This window comes from Allomuricauda sp. ARW1Y1 (genome assembly GCF_013407935.1).
In the GTDB taxonomy this organism is placed as follows: Bacteria; Bacteroidota; Bacteroidia; order Flavobacteriales; family Flavobacteriaceae; genus Flagellimonas.
Genome location: NZ_JACBZU010000001.1, coordinates 105,669 through 125,237 on the forward strand (window position 1 = coordinate 105,669; position 19,569 = coordinate 125,237).

Genomic DNA, 19,569 nt, shown 5'->3' on the forward strand with positions numbered 1-19,569 from the left:
CAAAAAATTAATGATTTGGCAAAACTAAGGAAATCTAAAAGCAATTCGCATTTTGTTTTTTTGTGATCATGGAAAGTTCCAAACGTATTCTGGTCGCTCCATTAAATTGGGGACTGGGACATGCCACTAGGTGCATCCCCATTATCCACGAATTACTGGCCCATGGCCATCAACCCTTTATTGCATCGGATGGGGTGGCCTTATCCTTATTAAAAAAAGAATTTCCCGAATTGCCCGCTTTTGAATTGCCTTCCTATAAGATCTCTTATGCGGAGAAGGCGAAAAACTTCAAAATCAAAATGATTTGGGATTCCCCCAAGGTCCTCAAGGCCATGGCCAAGGAAAAGAAGGAAGTAAAACGTTTGGTGAAGGAGCACGGTTTGGATGGTATCATTTCCGATAACCGATTGGGAGCCTATCATAAAAAAGTACCCTGTGTGTTCATCACGCATCAACTCAACGTGCTTTCGGGCAATACAACTTGGATGAGTTCCAAGGCCCATCAAAAAATCATCAAAAAATTTGATGCCTGTTGGGTTCCCGATGTACAGGACAAACCCAATTTGACCGGGAAGTTGGGCCATTTGAAAAAATCCAAATTGAACATTGCCTATTTGGGGCCCTTGAGCCGTTTTGAAAAAAAGGAAATTCCCCTGATGTATGATTTGATGGTTTTGCTATCGGGCCCAGAACCTCAGCGCACTTTTCTAGAAGAAAAACTGTTGAACGAACTACGGGGTTTTGAAGGCAACATTCTTTTTGTAAAGGGAAGAATTGAAGATGAACAGGTGAGGGAGGAGATAAAGACACCCAACGGAAACATCATCCATTACAATTTTATGAAGTCGGCCGAACTGGAAGAAGCCCTGAACCAAAGCAAACAGGTGCTGTGCCGATCGGGCTACACTACGGTAATGGATCTGGCCAAATTGGAAAAGAAGGCATTTTTTATCCCGACTCCTGGGCAATACGAACAGGAATATTTGGCCAAACGGATGCAAAAGCAGGGACTGGTCCCTTTCAGCACTCAAGAGGACTTCTCTTTAAATGATTTATCCAGAATTGGCGACTTTAAGGGGTTGACTCAATTTGAATCCCAAACGGACTATTCGGACTTGTTTTCGGTCTTTTCTACCACAGGGGTTTTTGATGCTTTCTCCAGTGTAAATGAAAACTCAGAACCTACATCCACTTCGCTTTCCACATAGATTTTTTCACCATGGGCCTCTACAATGTGCTTTACAATGGAGAGTCCAAGTCCCGAGCCCCCTTCGGCGCGGCTACCGCTCTGGTCTACACGATAAAAGCGTTCAAATAGGCGTGGTATGTGCTGTTTGGGAATTCCACCGCCATTATCCGTAACCCGAACGATTACCTTGTTTTTTATGAGGTTTTCCACGCTTACTTCCGTAGTTCCCTTGGGCAGTCCGTATTTAATGGAGTTGACCAGCAAGTTGCTGATCACCTGCTGTATTTTATCACGATCACCGTTAACGTAAATGGGATTGGGGTACTCCATATCAAAAGTTAGTGAAATTTCCTTTCGGGCGGCTTTCATCTCCAATAGGTCAAAGGTATTTTGAATGAGCTCTATGATGTCGAAATCCTCCCGTTCCAATTTTAATTCCCCAGCTTCCAACTTGGTGATCAAATCGAGGTCTTTTACAATATAAATCAAACGTTCGACCCCTTTACTGGCGCGCTGCAAATACTTTTTACGAAGCTTCTTGTCCTTCATTGCTCCATCCAATAGGGTAAGTATGTAACCTTGGACCGTAAACAAGGGTGTTTTGAGCTCATGGGAAACGTTCCCCAAAAAGTCCTTTCGGTATTCTTCGCGGATTTTTAGGGTATCGATTTCAATTTTCTTGCCTTCGGCGAACTTTTCGATCTCCTGGACCAAGGTTCGCATATCGGTGGTAACCGGTTTGGAGGAAAAGGAGGAGGATTCCAAAAGGGAAACATCGTCGTAAATCTTTTTGATACGTCGATAAATAAATCGCTCCACCCGTATTTGAATGATGCCAAAACAGATACCAAAACACAATACAACAAAAAGGAGGATATGAATCCAGTCAACACTTCCGGCGTCCCATTGGAAGCCAACGAAAACAGCGGTAATTAAAAGGGTGATGGCCAGTGAAGACCTTAAGGCAAACTTGTATGATTTCTTTAGTTTTATGGCCATTAGAGCACAAACTTATACCCAACGCCCTTTACGGTTTTAAAATGGTCATCCCCAATTTTTTCGCGTAATTTTCGGATATGGACATCGATGGTACGGCCACCAACGACCACCTCGTTGCCCCAAACTTTATCCAGAATCACCTCGCGCTTAAAAACCTTGTTGGGTTTGGAGGTCAATAGCGACAACAACTCAAATTCCTTGCGGGGCAGCACCATTTCCTCTCCATTGTTCACAATCTTGTATTCTTCCCGGTTGATGACGATTTCTCCCACCTTTACAATATCCTCTACTTCTTTTTTATCGTCCTTCAACCTGCGCAACAAGGCCTTTACCTTGCTCACCAGCACTTTGGGCTTAATGGGCTTGGTGATATAGTCATCGGCTCCTGCATCAAACCCCGCCACTTGGGAGTAATCTTCGCCACGGGCGGTCAAAAAGGCAATGATGGTATCCTCCAGCCCAGGCGTGTTACGAATTTGTTCACAGGCTTCGATTCCATCCATTTCGGGCATCATCACATCCATAATGATCAGGTGCGGATTCTTCTTCTTGGCCTTGGCCACGCCATCGGCGCCATTCTTGGCAGTAAATACTTCGTAACCTTCCTCTGCGAGGTTGTAGCTTATAATTTCCAGAATATCAGGTTCATCGTCTACTAGCAGAATCTTAATGTCCTTGTTTTTCATAGGATGTGGTTTCTGTGTTAATCGCCCAAATGTAAAGATAATACACTTACGGGATAAACGGTTAACGTTCATTTAATCTAGTAACATTATTGTAACAGAACTGAAATAAACACTTAACATACAACTAACACCGCTTTTACAACCTCCCCGTTTCTTTGCCCCGAATTAATACGACAGCGTAGAGTATGAAAACATATCTATTATTTGCCTTTTCTTTATTTACCCTGGTGCTATCCGCCCAACAGAACGGAAGCGTTGTAGGGAAACTTACGGACAAGGAGCTTAACAATGAACCTCTACCCTTTGCCAACGTGCTGATTAAAGGGACTACAAAGGGGACAACTTCCGACTTTGATGGTCTTTTCCAGATTGAAGATGTAGAACCGGGAACCTATACCTTAGTATTTAGTTTCTTGGGCTATGAAACCTTGGAAGTGCCTAATGTTGTTGTTGAGGCGGGCAAGGTAACCGAAATCAATGCCGGTCTTGGTGCCAGTAGCGTTGGTCTTGATGAAGTGGTAGTGACCACAACGGCAAGAAAGGATTCTGAAATAGCCCTTTTGCTCCAACAAAAGAACGCTTTGGTGATGCAAGAGGCCATTAGTGCGGAAGCATTGACCTTAAAAGGTATTGATGATGCAGCAGCTGCCGTGGCCCAGATTTCAGGTATTTCAAAACAACAGGGGTCGAGTAACGTATATGTGAGAGGTCTTGGTGATCGTTACCAGAACACCACCATGAACGGTCTTTCACTCCCATCCAATGATGTGGAAAAAAAGAACATCAACTTAGATCTTTTCGGTTCCAGTATCATTGAAAATGTGGCTGTTAGCAAAGCATACAGCCCTACATTTTACGGCGATTTCGCCGCAGGAAATGTTAATGTAGATTCAAAAGAGTACACTGGAGATGGTTACTTGGAAGTTTCTATGGGCAGTGGAATCAACACCAATGCCGCTGGCGAAGATTTTGTAAAGAGTGAAGGTACCAGCGATTTTGGTTTCTACAATAGATATGACAACAATCCATTTGCAGTAGTTCTCTCCCATGGCGTAGACCCTGAAGCTGCCTGGGACCCTATTAACATTAACGGGGCAATTGAGGGTGGTTATTCCTTCGACTTCAATGATGACAAGTCCAGATTGAGCTTTTTTGGCGCGGCAAGTTTTGCCAATGGTTATGAGATTTGGGAAGGACCTGCTAGGGACTTTACCAATGTGCTTAAGGTAGACTTTCCAGATGTTCGAGAGTTTGCATACAAATCGACCACCACAGCTTTAGCAAATGTTACATATCGCATCAACACCGAAAACAAGGTGAAGTTCAGTTCATTATTTGTGAATAGCGCCGCCGACAGGGTTGGCTATTATGGCGTGAACGGTCAGGGAAGAAACCGTGATGCCATATTGGACACGGACCAAGGCTTTTATGTAATGAACGTTCAGTTTAACCAAGATATGATTTTTGTAAATCAATTGACCGGTCAACATTTGTTCGATGATAAACTTTCATTGGATTGGGGCGTTGGTTTCAACAAAGTGTTTTCAGATGAGCCGGACAGAAAACGTATCACCTTAGAAAACTATCAATTGGCATTGGACAACGACGATACCACCAATCCGGTATTCTACACCAACATTCCTTTTGATAACCAACGTTTTTTTCAAAGTATAGATGAAAACGAGCTAAACAGCTTTATGAACTTGGGCTATAAGGTTTCTGATAAGGTTAAGTTCAATTTTGGCTACAATGGAAGGAGGAAAGAACGTAGGTTCAGCAGCATCCGTTATGGCTATGATATTGTAAATAGGGACAATACGCCTGTAACCGATGTAAACAACCTCAACTCCATTTTTAATGTAGAAAACATTAATATTCCCTCAGGTGCAGGACTTTGGAATACCATTGTTCTTAATCCTATCACCAATGAAATTGGCAATACCAACCGACCTGGTTTACCAGAGAACACTTATAAAGGTAATTTGGGAATCCATGCTTTCTATACCACGGCAGAGCTAGGCCTAACAGATAAACTAAGCCTTGTGCCCGGTATTCGTATCGAATCTTTCAGCCAAAAAGTGGAGTACGATGTAATCAATATCAGTCCCGTAGACCCAGGTTTTAGGGAAGTTTACGAAAACATCTTTTTACCTAGCTTGAACGTAAAATATGCCCTGAATGAAAATTCGAACCTAAGGGCTGGATTCAGCAAAACCGCTTCTTTTCCAGAATTTAAGGAGGTTGCCCCTTTTGTTTACGAATCGGTAACCCAAAGGGTGGGTGGTAACCCTGATCTTTTGGGCGGTTTGAACGGTGATGGCGCCACTTATTCAGATATCTATAACTACGACCTTAAATATGAATGGTTCTTGGAAAGAGGGGAAATCATCTCCTTGGCGGCTTTCGCAAAAACAATCAAGAACCCTGTGAACCGAGTCGTTGCAGCCGATGCAACAGGTACACAACGCTATTTTAGGACAGGTGACCAAGCGGATATTTACGGGGTTGAATTGGAGGCCAGAAAAAATCTTGTGATGGACAGCGACGAAAACGCCATTGTTTCCATGGGATTGAATGCGGCCTACACCCACACCGAACAGGACTTAAAAGATATCCCTGCCGGTACTGAAAACACCTTTGGAACCTCATTCGACCGATCTTCAGATCAGTTGGAAGGGGCGTCTCCATTCATTATTAAAGCGGATTTAAACTATAGTCCCACATTTGGAAATTATAAACCGAAAGCCACAGTGGCCTTCTCTTATTTTTCCGATCGTATTTTCTCTTTAGGGGCCGGTAGCTTGGGCAACATAGTTGAAAAGGCTGTCCCCACATTGAATTTCGTGTGGCAAAACTCTTTTGGAGAGCACTTTGAAGCCAATCTTTCAGCCAAAAATATTTTGGACCCAGATATCACCTTCGTTAGAGAGGGTACTGATTTGGGCGACATTGTAATAAGAGAGTATAACCTTGGGGTTAACATTGGGCTAACCCTTAAATATAAATTTTAATTCTATCTAAATTTCTGACAAATGAAAAACAAGTTTTTATTTTTAGGTATAGCCGCTGCTTTGTTCATTGCCTGTGAAGCAGACGATACCTCAGATATTGTTATCACCGATAACAGTGTAACGAACAATACCACCAACAACACAAGCGGTGGTGGTGGAGAAGAAGTAACTGCCGTAAGCCTAAATGGGTTGTACACCCAAGATCTTACATTAGATCCAGACATCGCTTACACCGTAACCGGGCCAGTACTTATGGCAAACGGAACTACCCTTACTATTCCTGCTGGCATGACCATAGAGGTGGAGCCTATTGGAGTAAACGCCTATATTGCCATTCAGCAAGGGGCGCAAATCAATGCAAACGGAACTGCTGCAAATCCAATAGTATTCACTTCAAACAGTTCCGATCCAGGACCTGGTGATTGGGGTGGATTGATTATCTTGGGAAGAGCGCCTATCAACTCGACTCCTGACGGGTCTACTGATATCGCTACCTCTGAAGTTGGTGCATTGGCTTATGGCGGAAATACTCCAGCAGATAATTCTGGAGTTATCCGATATGTGCGTATAGAGTATGCCGGTGGTGCCATTGATGGCAATGCCGAGTTGAACGGACTTTCCCTTTACGCCGTAGGAAACGGAACCTTAATCGATTATGTGCAAGTGTACGAAGGCTCTGACGACGGATTCGAATTCTTTGGTGGAACAGTTGAAGCTAGTCACTTGGTTGTAGTTAATGCTGAGGATGACTCTATCGACTGGACCGAAGGATTTACCGGGGTACTTACAGATGTATATGTACAACACGGAGGTACCATCAACGACAAAGCTTTTGAATGTGACGGTTTCAATACTGACTTCAGCAATGAAGCAGGCTATTTCTCCAACCCAACCGTAACCAATGTAACTGTGGTAGGTGGACCCAATAACGCTGGCGAAGCTGTAAGATTGCGTGCCGGAACACAAGGCACCTTCACAAATGTATTGGTTATCGATTTCGAGGAAGCGTTTGACTTGGATGACGCTGATACGGGTCAAGGTGTATTGGATGACCTTTTGAATATTGTAGACGTTACTTTCACCAACGTTACCGTAACCTTGAAAAACGATACTGGAGCTATTTTTGACGAAACCGACGTTATCTCTGGTGTTGGGAATGGTACTGGAACTGACATTGCAACTTGGGGTGCTGGTTGGACCGTAGGTATCAACTAACCATCCTTTCAAAATAAGATATTGTAAGCCCCCGGCATTCCGGGGGCTTCTTTTTTGCATTTCATCGAAAAGTAAACCTCTATTTGTCAAAAGGTTCCGCTTTCGCATTCCAATTTTTATATATTTGTGGCATAGCCTTTGTAACCATTAACGTATGAAGCACCTTTACCTCGTCATGTTATTATTTGTCTGCACCCTTGGGTTTTCTCAGGAAAACGCTAGGTCCAACGCAGATATTGACGGGTTTAAGCTCTACCCCAACCCGGTTACCCAAGGCAAAGTGTATATAGAAACCACACTCAACGCACCCAAAAAAATTCTGGTTTTTGATGTTTTGGGCACACAAGTTCTCCAAACCACCATTTTAGGCAAGGAACTCAACCTCTCGGAATTGGACAAAGGCGTCTATATTCTTCGCGTGTTCGAGTACAACAAAGTGGCGACTAGAAAGCTCATTGTGAAATAGTTCCGTACTTTTTCCCAAAACATCCATCTGCCAAACCACAACAATCAACGCTTTACCACCCATTTTAGTGTTTTCACAACATAAAATGGCTCAAATTGCCGTGTTGATTTACTTTTATATTGCACATAGACCCCAAATCAGCGCATATGAAGAAAATCTACTTTGTATTACTACTTATGGCTTTACCTTTGTTTTCTTTCGGTCAAGACTTAGTTACCGTGAACAACGAACCGGTACAAGAGCTACAGGGTTTTAAAATGTACCCTAATCCCGCATATGGGAACGAAGTTTACATTACCACCGAAACCAACGGTGTAAAGGATATTAAGATCTATGATGTATTTGGAGAAGTGGTGCTCACCAGCCGAATCACGACCAACACTCTCGACATTTCACGATTGGTGCCGGGTGTTTATGTACTCCAAGTAACAGAACGCAAAAAAACCATGACCAGAAAACTGGTCGTCAAATAAACCATACTTCATCATTTTTAAGGCCCTTTTCCGAAAGGGCCTTTTTATTTTTGGGTACTTTTGCTCAAGGATGAAACAGTTTGAGACCCATCGGATTTTCAATATTGAAAAGGCAAATGAATTCAATGATTTGGCCTTGGATGTTTTTCGTTTCCAGTTTGAAAACAATGTAGTCTATCAGGACTTTTGTCAACACCTAAAAAAAGGACCTGAAACCGTTTCGCATTATCTCGACATCCCTTTTTTACCCATATCCTTCTTTAAGACCCATCGCGTGCTTTCCACCCAAAAAGAAGTCGAAACCATTTTCACGAGCAGCGGAACCACACAAAGCAAGACCAGCAAACATTTAGTGCCGGACATCAAACTATATGAAAACAGTTTTTTAAGGGCCTTTGAATATTTTTATGAAGCTCCCGAAGAAATCTGCATTTTGGCATTGTTGCCCTCTTATTTGGAAAGGGAAGGTTCCTCGCTCATTTATATGGTCGACTATTTAATCAAAAAATCAAATCATCCTGATAGCGGATTTTACCTTCACAACCTCGATGAACTTCACCGAAAATTGCTTGACCTAAAGCAAAAAAACACCAAAACCCTTTTGATAGGCGTGTCGTTTGCTCTACTGGACCTGGCCGAGCAATTCCCTATGAAACTCAACAACACGACGGTCATGGAGACGGGAGGGATGAAGGGACGTCGTAAGGAACTCATTCGCGAAGAACTCCATCATATCCTAACCCAAGGGTTGGGTGTTGATAGGATTCATTCCGAGTATGGGATGACCGAGCTCTTATCACAAGCTTACTCCAAGGGCAATGGGATTTTCCAAACACCCCCTTGGATGAAAATCATCACTCGCGATACCGAGGACCCCCTCAGCATCCAAGCCTACGGAAAAACCGGGGGTATCAACGTAATCGATTTGGCCAATGTTTACTCGTGTTCCTTTATCGCCACACAAGATTTAGGGAAAACTCATGCCAATGGCAGTTTTGAGGTGTTGGGGCGGTTTGATGATTCGGATATCCGTGGCTGTAATTTAATGGTACTGTAAAGTTTTAGGGGCGGTTTTTCTACCATCTATACATGAAATAGACCCTCTTATGTAGTAAATGGGTACTTCTTTGAACGTTTTTAACTATTTTGAAAGGATAACCAAACAAACGTAAAATGAATAGAAATGCATTTTTAAAAAGAGGGGCACTTTCAGCCGCGGCACTTGCATCGCTGCCAGCCTTTGCCCATTTTTCCGCTAAAGAAGAAAGTGAAAGCACCAATCTAAAGCCTAAAATCGTTAGAAAAGGCGAAGGGAAAAAAGTGAATGTTATTGGAGACCAACAAACTTTTAAACTAACCAGTGAAGACACCAATGGCCTTTTCACCCTAATTGAGGAAGTAAATCCGCCTGGCACCATGATTCCTCCCCATGTACATACCAATGAAGATGAGATCTTCAAGGTTTTGGAAGGCGAACTTGAAGTTACTGTGGGAGAGGAAACCACTATATTAAAGGCCGGTGATTTGGCATTTGCGCCAAAAAATGTACCACATACTTGGAAAGTGGTGGGCGATCAAGATTGTAAAACAATTCTGAGTGTTTTCCCAGCAGGACTGGAACTGATGTTCGAAGAATTGGGCAACCTGCCCGCAGGACCACCGGACTTTGCGAAAGTGAGTGAAATCTGCGGTCGATATGGTATATCATTCATATCCTAAGCAAAAAGCCATCTTTAAAGATGGCTTTTAATTTATTCACCCACTACCAACACAAAGTAATTTTTTTTGCCTCGTTGTAACAGCACAAATTTATCATTGATCAAATCGGCCGAAGTAATCAAATAATCTTCCTTTACTTTTTCTTTGTTGACCGATATGGAATTTTGTTTCAACTCTCGTCTGGCCTCGCCATTAGAACCCAAAAATCCAGTTTTGGCGGATAATGCCCCTATCATATCCAAACCGGGTTCAAGCTCTTTCTTGGAAATAGTAGCTTGAGGAACACCATCAAAAACATCTAAAAAAGTCTTCTCATTCAATTTTTTTAAATCTTCAGAGGTGGATTTACCAAAAAGAATATCGCTGGCCTTAATAGCATTTTCCAAATCCTCTTCAGAATGTACCATAGTGGTAACTTCTTCCGCCAATTTCTTTTGAAGTGCCCTTTGATGTGGTGCCTCTTTATGCTGTTCCACAAGGTCTTCAATCTCATCTTTGGTCAAAAACGTGAAGATTTTGATGTATTTTTCGGCATCCTCATCCGAAGTATTCAACCAATACTGATAAAATTTATAGGGCGAGGTACGTTCCGCATCCAGCCAGATATTTCCTCCTTCGGTTTTTCCGAACTTAGTCCCATCGGCCTTTGTAATCAACGGGCAGGTTAGGGCAAAGCCTTTCCCACCGCCAATTCGTCTGATCAATTCCGTTCCCGTGGTGATGTTGCCCCATTGGTCGCTACCGCCCATCTGAAGGGTACAATCGTGGTTCTGGTAGAGATACAAAAAATCGTAGCCCTGAACCAACTGATAGGTAAACTCGGTGAAGGACATCCCTTCCTTTGCATCGGAGGACAACCGCTTTTTCACGGAATCCTTCGCCATCATATAATTGACCGTTATATGTTTTCCCACATCGCGGATAAAGGCCAAGAACGAAAAGTTTTTCATCCAATCGTAATTGTTCACCAGAACCGCGGCGTTGGGTGCACCACTCTCAAAGTCCAAAAAACGGCTCAATTGACCTTTAAGGGCCTCTTCATTATGGCGAAGTGTTTTTTCATCCAAAAGATTCCGCTCCGCGGATTTTCCGGAAGGATCACCGATCATCCCAGTCGCTCCGCCCACGAGTGCATAAGGCTTATGGCCTGCCAATTGAAAATGCTTGAGCATCATTACACCCACCAAATGTCCAATGTGCAACGAATCGGCAGTTGGGTCGATACCCACGTATGCGGCCCTCATTTCTTCCATTAGGTGTTCCTCGGCTCCTGGCATCACATCGTGTACCATTCCCCTCCATTGCAGTTCTTGAACAAAATTCTTCGTCATGATCGGTTTTTTGGAATAGCTGCAAATATAAAATGAAGTTGGCATTTTGCTCCATATTTCCGCAACAAATAGGTACTTTTACCTTATGATTTTGGTTACAGGAGGTACTGGACTTATCGGTTCCCACTTGCTTTTCCATCTGCTGAAAAATGGGAACAAGGTGAGAAGCAACTTCAGGACAAAAGAGTCCATCGACAAGGTTCGCAAGGTTTTTGGATATTATTCGGGCAATGCGTCCCAACTCGTTGATCAAATTGATTGGGTCAAGGGAGACATTACTGCTTTGGGCGGTTTGGACGCCCTATTTGAAGGTGTTGAGCAGGTATACCACTGTGCCGCCCTAATTTCTTTTGATCCGAAGGATTACAAACTTCTGAAACAGACCAATGTTCAAGGCACGGCCCATATGGTAAACCTATCCCTAAAATATGGTGTAAAAAAACTGTGCTATGTGAGCTCCATCGCGGCTATTGGTCCCAGTCTGAAACAAGCTAAGGCCACCGAGGATACCGAGTGGAACGATGCCAACGCTACGGTATACGGTATCACCAAATATGATGCTGAACTGGAAGTGTGGCGGGGATCACAGGAAGGGCTCTCCGTGGTGATCGTGAATCCCGGAGTCGTAATCGGGCCCGGCTTTTGGAAATCGGGAAGTGGCAGCTTTTTTTCCTATGCCTCCAAAGGAAAAAAATATGTTATCCCTGGCGGAACTGGTTTTGTAACGGTAAACGACGTTATCAAGGCCATGACGCGTTTGATGGACTCCAACATACAAACGGAGCGTTTTATTTTGGTCGACCAACATATGAGCTACGCGACCCTCTTAAAGAAAATCGCGCCCCAATTGGGAGTGGAGCCCCCTCAAAAAGTAATTCCTAAGTTTTGGTTGGAACTCTTTTGGCGCTGGGATTGGGTCCGAAGCACCATTTTTGGCAAAAGAAGACGCTTGTCGAAAGCGGTGGCAAAGGGACTGTATCAGGAGGAATACTACAGCAACGAAAAAATCAAATCCCAACTCAATTTTACCTTTGAAGATATGGACGAGTCCATCGCGTTCTGCTGTCAAATGTTCACAGGGAATCGGTAACGACCTTTTTTTTGCCCACTCTTTTTTCCTTGACGGACTGCAAAGAATCACGCCGTTGTAGCCCAGCCTCTCGAATACTGTCATTCAAACGCTTGCTGATGGCTTCCAACGTATCTTGTTTCTGTTTCAGCATCGCTTCAACATTTTGATAGATCTTTTGGTATTCAGAGGGCAAAGAAGCGTAGTACAGGTCACTCTCAGCAAATTGGGTGCTATCGATACTGTACTTGTTATAGATAAATCCCATGACATCGATATGTGCATCATCAAATTTTCTTTTGGCCCCGGATTTGGCCGCATTCAATATGGACAGATCATATAATATTTCGATCATTTGATCTTGGGGTATGAGGTTTTCCGGTTCCTCCACTACTTTCTCGGCACAGGAAACCAAAACCATCAAACTTAAATAGACAAGTACCGCCTTCTTCATTATTTACCTGTTAAAGGTCAATCTTTTCGCATGTTTTTTGTCACTGAAGGTACCATTGTCGTACGCCAAATGCCCATTCACAAAAGTACGTTTCACTTCAGATTCAAAAGTAACACCTTCAAAGGGTGACCAACCACATTTATAGAAAAGATTGGCTTTTGTTACCTCATTTTTAACGTTTCGGCCTACTTGGACCAAATCGGCAAAGTACCCCTCCCGGATATATCCCCTGCGGTCAATATCAAAGAGTTTTGCAGGGTTATGGCACATCTTTTCTACCATTTTTTCCAAGCTGATGATTCCTTCCTTTTCTTTTTGCAGCATGGCCAAAAGCGCATGTTGGACCAAAGGTCCACCCGATGGGGCACTGGTATAGGGATTATCTTTTTCTTCCAAGGTATGGGGCGCATGGTCGGTCGCAATCACATCAATGCGGTCGTCCAAAAGAGCTTGCCAAAGTTGCTCCCTATCCGTCTTGGTCTTCACGGCGGGGTTCCATTTAATATGGGTTCCTTTGGTCGCATAATCCTCGTCGGAAAACCAAAGATGGTGAATGCACACCTCAGCCGTAATCTGTTTCTTTTCCAAAGGTATTTCGTTGGTGAACAGATCGGTCTCAATTCCTGTGGATAAATGGAACACGTGCAATCTGGCGCCTGTTTTTTTCGCCAAGGCAATAGCTTTGGATGAAGAGAGATAGCAGGCTTCGGCACTTCGGATGATGGGATGCAGTTCTATGGGAATATCATCCCCGTACATGGCCTGGTACTTTTCCATATTGGCCCTAATGGTACCTTCGTCTTCGCAATGTGTGGAAATGACCATCTCGGTATTACTGAAAATCTTTTCCAACACCTCCTCATTATCTACCAACATATTTCCTGTGGAAGACCCTAAAAACAACTTTACCCCGGAACAGGCGTTTCGGTCCAGTCGCTTTAATTCCTCCAAATTGTCGTTGGTTCCCCCAAACAAAAAGGAATAGTTGGCCGAAGCATCTTTGGCCGCCATGGCAAATTTTTCCTCCAATTTTTCTATGGTCGTGGTCTGTGGATTGGTGTTGGGCTGTTCCATGAACGTAGTTATGCCCCCAGCAATGGCCGCTCGGCTCTCCGTGGCGATGGTGCCCTTATGGGTAAGCCCGGGCTCCCTAAAATGGACCTGATCATCGATGACGCCTGGCAATAAAAGGTCGCCTTCCAAATCGATGACCTGGGCATTGGCATCTGAAATATCGGAATCTATTCGAGAAATAAAGTCCCCATCCAACAACACATCGGATTCGAAAATGCGGTTTTCATTGACAATCTTTGCATTTTTCAGCAGGATTCTTGACATAACTAAAAGCTCTTTTTAAAAAATATACTTCTGAATTTCATGGCGATGACCCCAAAAACGGCCTCGCGGATAATGGCGGAGTTCATTTTTGACTTTCCGTTTACCCGATCGGTAAAAATAATCGAAACCTCTTCAATTTTGAATTTTTTGAGGTAGGCCCTGTACTTCATCTCTATCTGGAAGGCATATCCGATAAACCGCACATGGTCCAAATTGATGGTCTCCAAAACCTTTCTTCGGTAACAAACGAATCCCGCTGTAGGATCGTGGACCTTCATCCCAGTAATCAGTTTTACATAGAACGAAGCACCGTAGGAGAGCAAAATACGCGCCAAGGGCCAGTTGACCACGTTTACCCCTTTTTTATAACGGGAACCCACGGCCACATCGGCCCCGTTCAAACAGGCGCGGTGCAGTCTTGACAGGTCGGCAGGGCGATGCGAAAAATCGGCATCCATCTCAAAAATGTACTCATACCCTTTTTCCAAGGCCCATTTAAATCCATGGATATAGGCCGTGCCCAATCCTGATTTCTCCTTGCGCACCTCCAAAAATAGCTGGTCTGAAAACTCCTCTTGTAATTTACGAACAGCATCTGCGGTACCATCTGGAGAGTTATCATCCACTACAAGTACATGAAAATCCTTTTTTAGGTCGAAAACCGTTCTTACAATGGCCTCGATGTTTTCAATTTCGTTGAATGTGGGTATAATGACCAAGCCGTCTGCCATTCGCGCTAGATTAGAAATTCAAAAATACGGTTTTCTATCTTGCCCGCACAAGTTCCAGTTCACATGCTTGCTCGGAACAAACCCAATATTTGTAACTTTGCCGCTTAAAACTCACTTGAATGTCGCAAAAGTTTCCCAGACTTTTTTATGTGCTCTTAGCGGTCCTTTTGGTACTTAACTTGATTCAAGCATCCGTAACAGAGCTCATTTATGATGAAGCTTATTATTGGTATTATGCCCAAGAGTTGGCGTGGGGCTACTTTGACCATCCTTCCATGGTGGCTTTTTTGATCAGATTGAGCAGCTTATTTTTCGACGGTGAACTTGGCGTAAGGCTAATGAGTTGCATACTATCGGCAGGCACTTATGTATTGCTCTGGTTGATGGTGGACAACCCCAAAAAGAAGGAATATGTCATCCATTTTTTTCTATTGGTATTCTCCTTCACTTTAATGAACGCTTATGGGTTCTTGACGCTTCCCGATACCTCCCTCTTGTTTTTTACCGCCCTGTTCCTTTGGTTGTACAAACGTTTTTTGGCCAACGAGAGCATTGCAACAGCGCTTCTATTGGGAGTGGTTATGGCGGCACTTATGTACAGCAAGTACCATGCGGTTTTGGTCATCTTTTTCGTGCTGCTGTCCAATTACAAACTGGTCCTCAATAAAAAAGCTTGGTTGGCAGTGGGTATTGCACTGGCGTGTTATCTTCCTCACTTTGTGTGGCTCTACCAAAATGATTTTGTATCTATCACCTTTCATTTATATGAGCGTCCCAACCAACCCTATTCGTTTGACGAGTTTACCTTGGGCTACTTTTTAAACATCATCGTGATTATAGGCCTATTGTTTTACTGGGTCTATGGTGCCTTGTTCAAATTTAGGGCCACGGATAAGTTTTCCAAAGCCTTGGTGTATTTGATTTATGGGGTTTTGATTTTCTTCTTTATCTCCAGCTTCAACCGTAGGGTACAGGCACAATGGGCCATTGTTATCTCCATACCATTGGCCATCATTGCCTTCAATCATCTATTGACGCATGCCAAAAGCCGAAAATGGATGTATCGTGTAGGTTTGGTGAGTTTGGTGCTCTTGCTGTATGCCCGGGCATGGATGGTGTATTATCCCTTGTTTCCCATGTTTTTTGAAACCCATGGCAACAAGGAATGGACCAGTGAACTCAAAACAAAGTCCGGTGGAGTGCCCATTATTTTTGAGAATTCCTATCGTCGCGCCTCGATGTACGAGTTTTATGCCGATGTTCCTGCCATTTCCCTTAACAATTTTATGTACCGAAAAAATCAGTATTCCATTGATGGTTCGGAAGAGCGGGTAAGGGGCAAAAAGGTTCTGTATGTTTCCAAATACCTTAAAAAAGGTGAGGTGAGTTATATGCATTTGGACAGTACTATCTTTTATGGAAATTTTATCGATGATTTTCAATCCTATCGAAGGTTGGAATGTATAGTTGAAAAACCAAGCGCAGGCATCGGGTACGCATTAAAAGTGTACAATCCCTATCCTTTTGATGTTCCCTTGGAGCAATTAAAGTTTACCATTTCATACTCGAACGAGCACAAACAGGTGAAACAAACACAGCGATTAAAAGTTAAGAGCAGCGAGCCACCACAGGTGCTCCTTAAATCCAAGGATACGCTCCACTATACGTTTCAGTTGCCGCTGTCGTCCATGGAAAATCCGTCGTACTTTAGGATTGGGATTTCGGAGAACAACCTTCCCGCTGGTCTCAACGGCAAACCGATTAAGATTGAATAATGGAACCCATAGAAAAAACAATCATTTCGTTGGATTGGATGACGTTAACACTGTTTGTCGGTCTGGTTGTTTTGGCACTTGGCAAATATCTTTTCCACAAAAAGTTCCTCAATTTCATCATTCTTCCCTTCAACGATAAGTATATCCTACTCCATAATAAAAAGGGACAGTTCTCCCATTGGTTCCATTTGCTCTTGACACTATTCCAGCTCATCAATATATCACTCTTCCTATTTCTTATTTTACAAACTTTTGAGCTTGCCCCGGTTCCAAATTCGTTTCTCTCCTACCTCATTGTTTTAGGGTTTTTGGCCCTGTTCGAATTGGTTAAATTTCTGGTTCAAATGTTTACTGGATTTGTGTTCAATAACCTAGGGCTCTTTGGAAGTGTGGTCTTCAGTAAAATCTCATATCTCAATTATAGCGGCATCATCATCGCTGTTGCCAATATTTTATTGATTTACATTACTCCCCTTTCAAAAACCACTATTTATGTGGTTTTGGCACTTGTTTTCTTGATTAATGGCATCGGTATCACAAAGCTGCTGAAGAACCATCAAAAAGCACTCTTCCCGTTTTTTGTGTATTTTATTTTGTACCTTTGCGCACTCGAAATTGCGCCCTTGGTGTTAATTGGAAGCTATTTTAAAGGTTGAAAACTTATGAAAGTAAAAACAATTTTGGTTTCCCAACCGGAACCCAAAGTCGAAAACTCACCCTATTCAAGATTAATTGAAAAGGAGAAAGTAAAAGTAGATTTTAGACCTTTCATACACGTTGAAGGCGTAGAAGCCAAAAATGTGAGACAGCAGAAAATCGACTTGAACAACTTTACGGCAATCATCCTAACGAGCCGAAACTCCGTGGATCACTTCTTTAGAATTGCCGAGGAAATGCGCTTCAAAGTTCCGGATTCCATGAAATATTTTTGTCAGTCGGAGGCGGTGGCCTACTACTTACAGAAATATGTGGTATACAGAAAAAGAAAGATTTATGTTGGGAAGAGAACGTTCAACGAATTGATTCCCTTGATCAAGAAGTATAAAGACGAAAAGTTCCTTTTACCTTCTTCTGATTCCCTAAAGCCCATCGTCCCCGAATTGTTGGACGAGGTCGGCGTCAATTGGACCCGCGGTATATTCTACAAAACGGTGATCAGCGACCTGTCGGACCTAAGAAATGTGTATTATGACATCTTGGTATTCTTTAGTCCCTCAGGAATCGAATCCCTAATGAAGAACTTCCCCGATTTTGAACAGAACGATACTAGAATTGCCGTTTTTGGCAACAGTACGGTAAAAGCAGCCACCAATGCAGGCCTTCGGATTGACATTCAGGCACCAACGCCCGAAACACCTTCCATGACCATGGCTCTACAGAAGTACATTACCAGTGTGAACAAATAGTTCGCAGCACAAAAGAATAAAAAAGCCCCGTGAGAACGGGGCTTTGTTTTTTAAAAGGCATATCGTTGTGGTCCGCCCCGCCTGATCTCTTCACTGGCGTAAGCTTCAAACTTTTTAAAGTTTTCCCTAAAAGCATTGGTCAGCTTAAAGGCCGTTTTGTAATAGGCTTCATCATTGTTCCATGTTGCCCTTGGGCTGAGCACCTGGGTAGGTACGCCAGGACACTCCCTTGGCTGTGCCACCCCAAACACGGAATGGATGTGGTATTTCTCATAATTGTACAGACCTAGTTCTCCGCTGAGGGCAGCACTGATCATGGCGCGCGTGTACTTGAGCTTCATTCGGGTGCCCACACCGTAGGGTCCACCGGTCCAACCCGTGTTCACCAACCATACATCAACCCCAGACTCTTTCATCTTCTTGCTCAGCATCTCCGCATATTTCGCAGGATGCAAAGGCATAAAGGGAGCGCCAAAACAGGCCGAGAAGGAAGGTTGTGGTTCCACCACACCAGCTTCCGTACCGGCAACTTTCGCCGTATATCCCGAAATAAAATGATACGCGGCTTGGGCCGGGGTCAATTTGGAAATTGGAGGTAACACCCCGAAGGCATCCGCCGTTAAAAAGAAAATATTCTTTACGTTCTCTCCAATGGAAGGCCACTGTATGTTTTCAATATGGTGGATGGGGTAGCTTACCCTTGTATTTTGTGTGATGGAGGTATCTCCGAAATCGACCACGCCATTGTCGTCCATGACCACATTTTCCAAAATAGCTCCTTTTTTGATGGCCCCGTAGATTTCAGGTTCCTTCTTTTGGGAAAGGTCAATGACCTTGGCATAGCAGCCTCCCTCAAAGTTGAAAACCGTATTGTCTGGTGTCCAGCCGTGTTCATCGTCCCCGATCAATTTTCTGTCTGGATCGGTGGACAAAGTAGTTTTTCCAGTTCCGGACAGACCGAAGAAAATGGCAGTATCGCCAGATTCGCCAACATTGGCCGAACAGTGCATGGGTAGCGTATTCTTATAAACGGGAAGAATAAAGTTCAAGGCGGAGAAAATACCTTTTTTGATTTCGCCGGTATACCCTGTTCCTCCGATCAAAGCGATTTTTCGGGTAAAGTTAAGGATGGCAAAATTATGCTGACGGGTTCCGTCTTCTTCAGGATTGGCCATAAAGCCAGGTGCATTCACCACGGTCCATTCCAGGTCAAAATCCTCTAACTCATCCTCCGTAGGACGCAGGAACATGTTATAGGCAAACATATTGGACCAAGGATACTCGTTGATTACCCGAATGTTCAACTTATAATCCGCATCGGCACAGGCATAGGAATCCCGAACATACAATTCTTTGGTATTGAGGTAGGCAATGACCTTGTCGTACAGTTGGTCGAACTTTTCGCTCTCAAAAGGAATGTTGATGTTTCCCCACCACACCTTATCCGAAGTTATATCGTCCTTAACAATGAAGCGGTCCATGGGCGACCTACCTGTAAACTCTCCAGTATTTACTGCCAAGGCCCCGGAAGAAGCTTCTTGGCCCATTTCCTTTTCAATGGTAATGTCGTGTAATTCGTCTGGGGAAAGCTGGTAATTCACATTGTCATGGGTTATTCCATAGGAGTGTAACGAAATCGTTTTCGTAATTGAAGTGGAATCCTTCATAGTTTAGATTTTTATGTTGGTACAAAGCTAGAAAATAATA

Annotated in this window: 18 protein-coding genes; 11 read left to right on the plus strand and 7 right to left on the minus strand. The window is 43.4% G+C overall.

What is annotated here, in order from left to right; all coding sequences use genetic code 11:
- Positions 1-68: 68 nt before the first annotated feature.
- Entirely contained in the window at positions 69-1,208 is a 1,140-nt protein-coding gene (locus GGE08_RS00435; protein WP_179382950.1) for a glycosyltransferase, read from the plus strand.
- Here GGE08_RS00435 and GGE08_RS00440 read toward each other — a convergent pair.
- Positions 1,106-2,188: a cell wall metabolism sensor histidine kinase WalK gene (locus GGE08_RS00440; protein WP_179382951.1), complete on the minus strand. Its 1,083-nt coding sequence runs from the start codon at positions 2,186-2,188 to the stop codon at positions 1,106-1,108. The two genes, GGE08_RS00435 and GGE08_RS00440, sit on opposite strands and share 103 nt — an antisense overlap.
- The gene (locus tag GGE08_RS00445; RefSeq protein ID WP_179382952.1) at positions 2,188-2,874 is read right to left on the minus strand and encodes a response regulator transcription factor; all 687 of its coding nucleotides are present in this window, start codon (positions 2,872-2,874) and stop codon (positions 2,188-2,190) included. The genes GGE08_RS00440 and GGE08_RS00445 overlap by 1 nt, the downstream gene beginning before the upstream one ends.
- 185 nt (positions 2,875-3,059) lie before the next feature.
- Between GGE08_RS00445 and GGE08_RS00450 the strand changes: the two genes are divergently transcribed.
- The 6 genes from GGE08_RS00450 to GGE08_RS00475 all read left to right on the plus strand — a co-directional run bounded on the left by GGE08_RS00450 (position 3,060) and on the right by GGE08_RS00475 (position 9,758).
- Entirely contained in the window at positions 3,060-5,885 is a 2,826-nt protein-coding gene (locus GGE08_RS00450; protein WP_179382953.1) for a TonB-dependent receptor, read from the plus strand.
- 21 nt (positions 5,886-5,906) lie between these two features.
- Complete coding sequence (locus GGE08_RS00455) at positions 5,907-7,100, plus strand: multidrug transporter (RefSeq protein ID WP_179382954.1); 1,194 nt, start codon at positions 5,907-5,909, stop codon at positions 7,098-7,100.
- Positions 7,101-7,254: 154 nt separating this feature from the next.
- Complete coding sequence (locus tag GGE08_RS00460) at positions 7,255-7,566, plus strand: T9SS type A sorting domain-containing protein (RefSeq protein ID WP_179382955.1); 312 nt, start codon at positions 7,255-7,257, stop codon at positions 7,564-7,566.
- A 146-nt stretch (positions 7,567-7,712) separates the two neighbouring features.
- The gene (locus GGE08_RS00465) at positions 7,713-8,039 is read left to right on the plus strand and encodes a T9SS type A sorting domain-containing protein (protein ID WP_179382956.1); all 327 of its coding nucleotides are present in this window, start codon (positions 7,713-7,715) and stop codon (positions 8,037-8,039) included.
- A gap of 70 nt (positions 8,040-8,109) precedes the next feature.
- Positions 8,110-9,096, plus strand: a complete 987-nt coding sequence (locus GGE08_RS00470; RefSeq protein WP_179382957.1) for an acyl transferase — start codon at positions 8,110-8,112, stop codon at positions 9,094-9,096.
- A 116-nt stretch (positions 9,097-9,212) separates the two neighbouring features.
- Positions 9,213-9,758: a quercetin 2,3-dioxygenase gene (locus tag GGE08_RS00475; RefSeq protein WP_179382958.1), complete on the plus strand. Its 546-nt coding sequence runs from the start codon at positions 9,213-9,215 to the stop codon at positions 9,756-9,758.
- Between the two features lie 32 nt (positions 9,759-9,790).
- Here GGE08_RS00475 and tyrS read toward each other — a convergent pair whose 3' ends face one another.
- A complete protein-coding gene (gene tyrS / locus GGE08_RS00480; RefSeq protein WP_179382959.1) occupies positions 9,791-11,089 on the minus strand; it encodes a tyrosine--tRNA ligase in 1,299 nt (432 codons plus the stop codon).
- An 85-nt stretch (positions 11,090-11,174) separates the two neighbouring features.
- Between tyrS and GGE08_RS00485 the strand changes: the two genes are divergently transcribed.
- Complete coding sequence (locus tag GGE08_RS00485) at positions 11,175-12,179, plus strand: NAD-dependent epimerase/dehydratase family protein (protein ID WP_179382960.1); 1,005 nt, start codon at positions 11,175-11,177, stop codon at positions 12,177-12,179.
- Here GGE08_RS00485 and GGE08_RS00490 read toward each other — a convergent pair.
- Genes GGE08_RS00490 through GGE08_RS00500 form a run of 3 tightly spaced genes read right to left on the minus strand, consistent with a single transcriptional unit; the run spans position 12,163 to position 14,681 of the window.
- Entirely contained in the window at positions 12,163-12,612 is a 450-nt protein-coding gene (locus tag GGE08_RS00490) for a DUF4296 domain-containing protein (RefSeq protein ID WP_179382961.1), read from the minus strand. The two genes, GGE08_RS00485 and GGE08_RS00490, sit on opposite strands and share 17 nt — an antisense overlap.
- A gap of 3 nt (positions 12,613-12,615) precedes the next feature.
- Positions 12,616-13,950: a dihydroorotase gene (locus GGE08_RS00495; protein WP_179382962.1), complete on the minus strand. Its 1,335-nt coding sequence runs from the start codon at positions 13,948-13,950 to the stop codon at positions 12,616-12,618.
- Positions 13,951-13,952: 2 nt separating this feature from the next.
- Complete coding sequence (locus GGE08_RS00500; protein ID WP_179382963.1) at positions 13,953-14,681, minus strand: polyprenol monophosphomannose synthase; 729 nt, start codon at positions 14,679-14,681, stop codon at positions 13,953-13,955.
- Positions 14,682-14,800: 119 nt separating this feature from the next.
- On the opposite strand from GGE08_RS00500, the gene GGE08_RS00505 reads away from it, so the two are divergent.
- The 3 genes from GGE08_RS00505 to GGE08_RS00515 are packed head-to-tail and all read left to right on the plus strand — an operon-like array spanning position 14,801 to position 17,862.
- Complete coding sequence (locus tag GGE08_RS00505; RefSeq protein ID WP_179382964.1) at positions 14,801-16,456, plus strand: ArnT family glycosyltransferase; 1,656 nt, start codon at positions 14,801-14,803, stop codon at positions 16,454-16,456.
- A complete protein-coding gene (locus GGE08_RS00510; RefSeq protein WP_179382965.1) occupies positions 16,456-17,112 on the plus strand; it encodes a DUF4271 domain-containing protein in 657 nt (218 codons plus the stop codon). Before GGE08_RS00505 ends, GGE08_RS00510 begins: the two co-directional genes overlap by 1 nt.
- A gap of 6 nt (positions 17,113-17,118) precedes the next feature.
- On the plus strand, positions 17,119-17,862 hold the full coding sequence (locus tag GGE08_RS00515) for a uroporphyrinogen-III synthase (RefSeq protein WP_179382966.1): 744 nt from the start codon (positions 17,119-17,121) through the stop codon (positions 17,860-17,862).
- Positions 17,863-17,912: 50 nt separating this feature from the next.
- Here the strand turns inward: GGE08_RS00515 and pckA are convergent, their stop codons facing one another.
- The gene (gene pckA / locus GGE08_RS00520; protein WP_179382967.1) at positions 17,913-19,529 is read right to left on the minus strand and encodes a phosphoenolpyruvate carboxykinase (ATP); all 1,617 of its coding nucleotides are present in this window, start codon (positions 19,527-19,529) and stop codon (positions 17,913-17,915) included.
- Positions 19,530-19,569 lie beyond the last annotated feature (40 nt).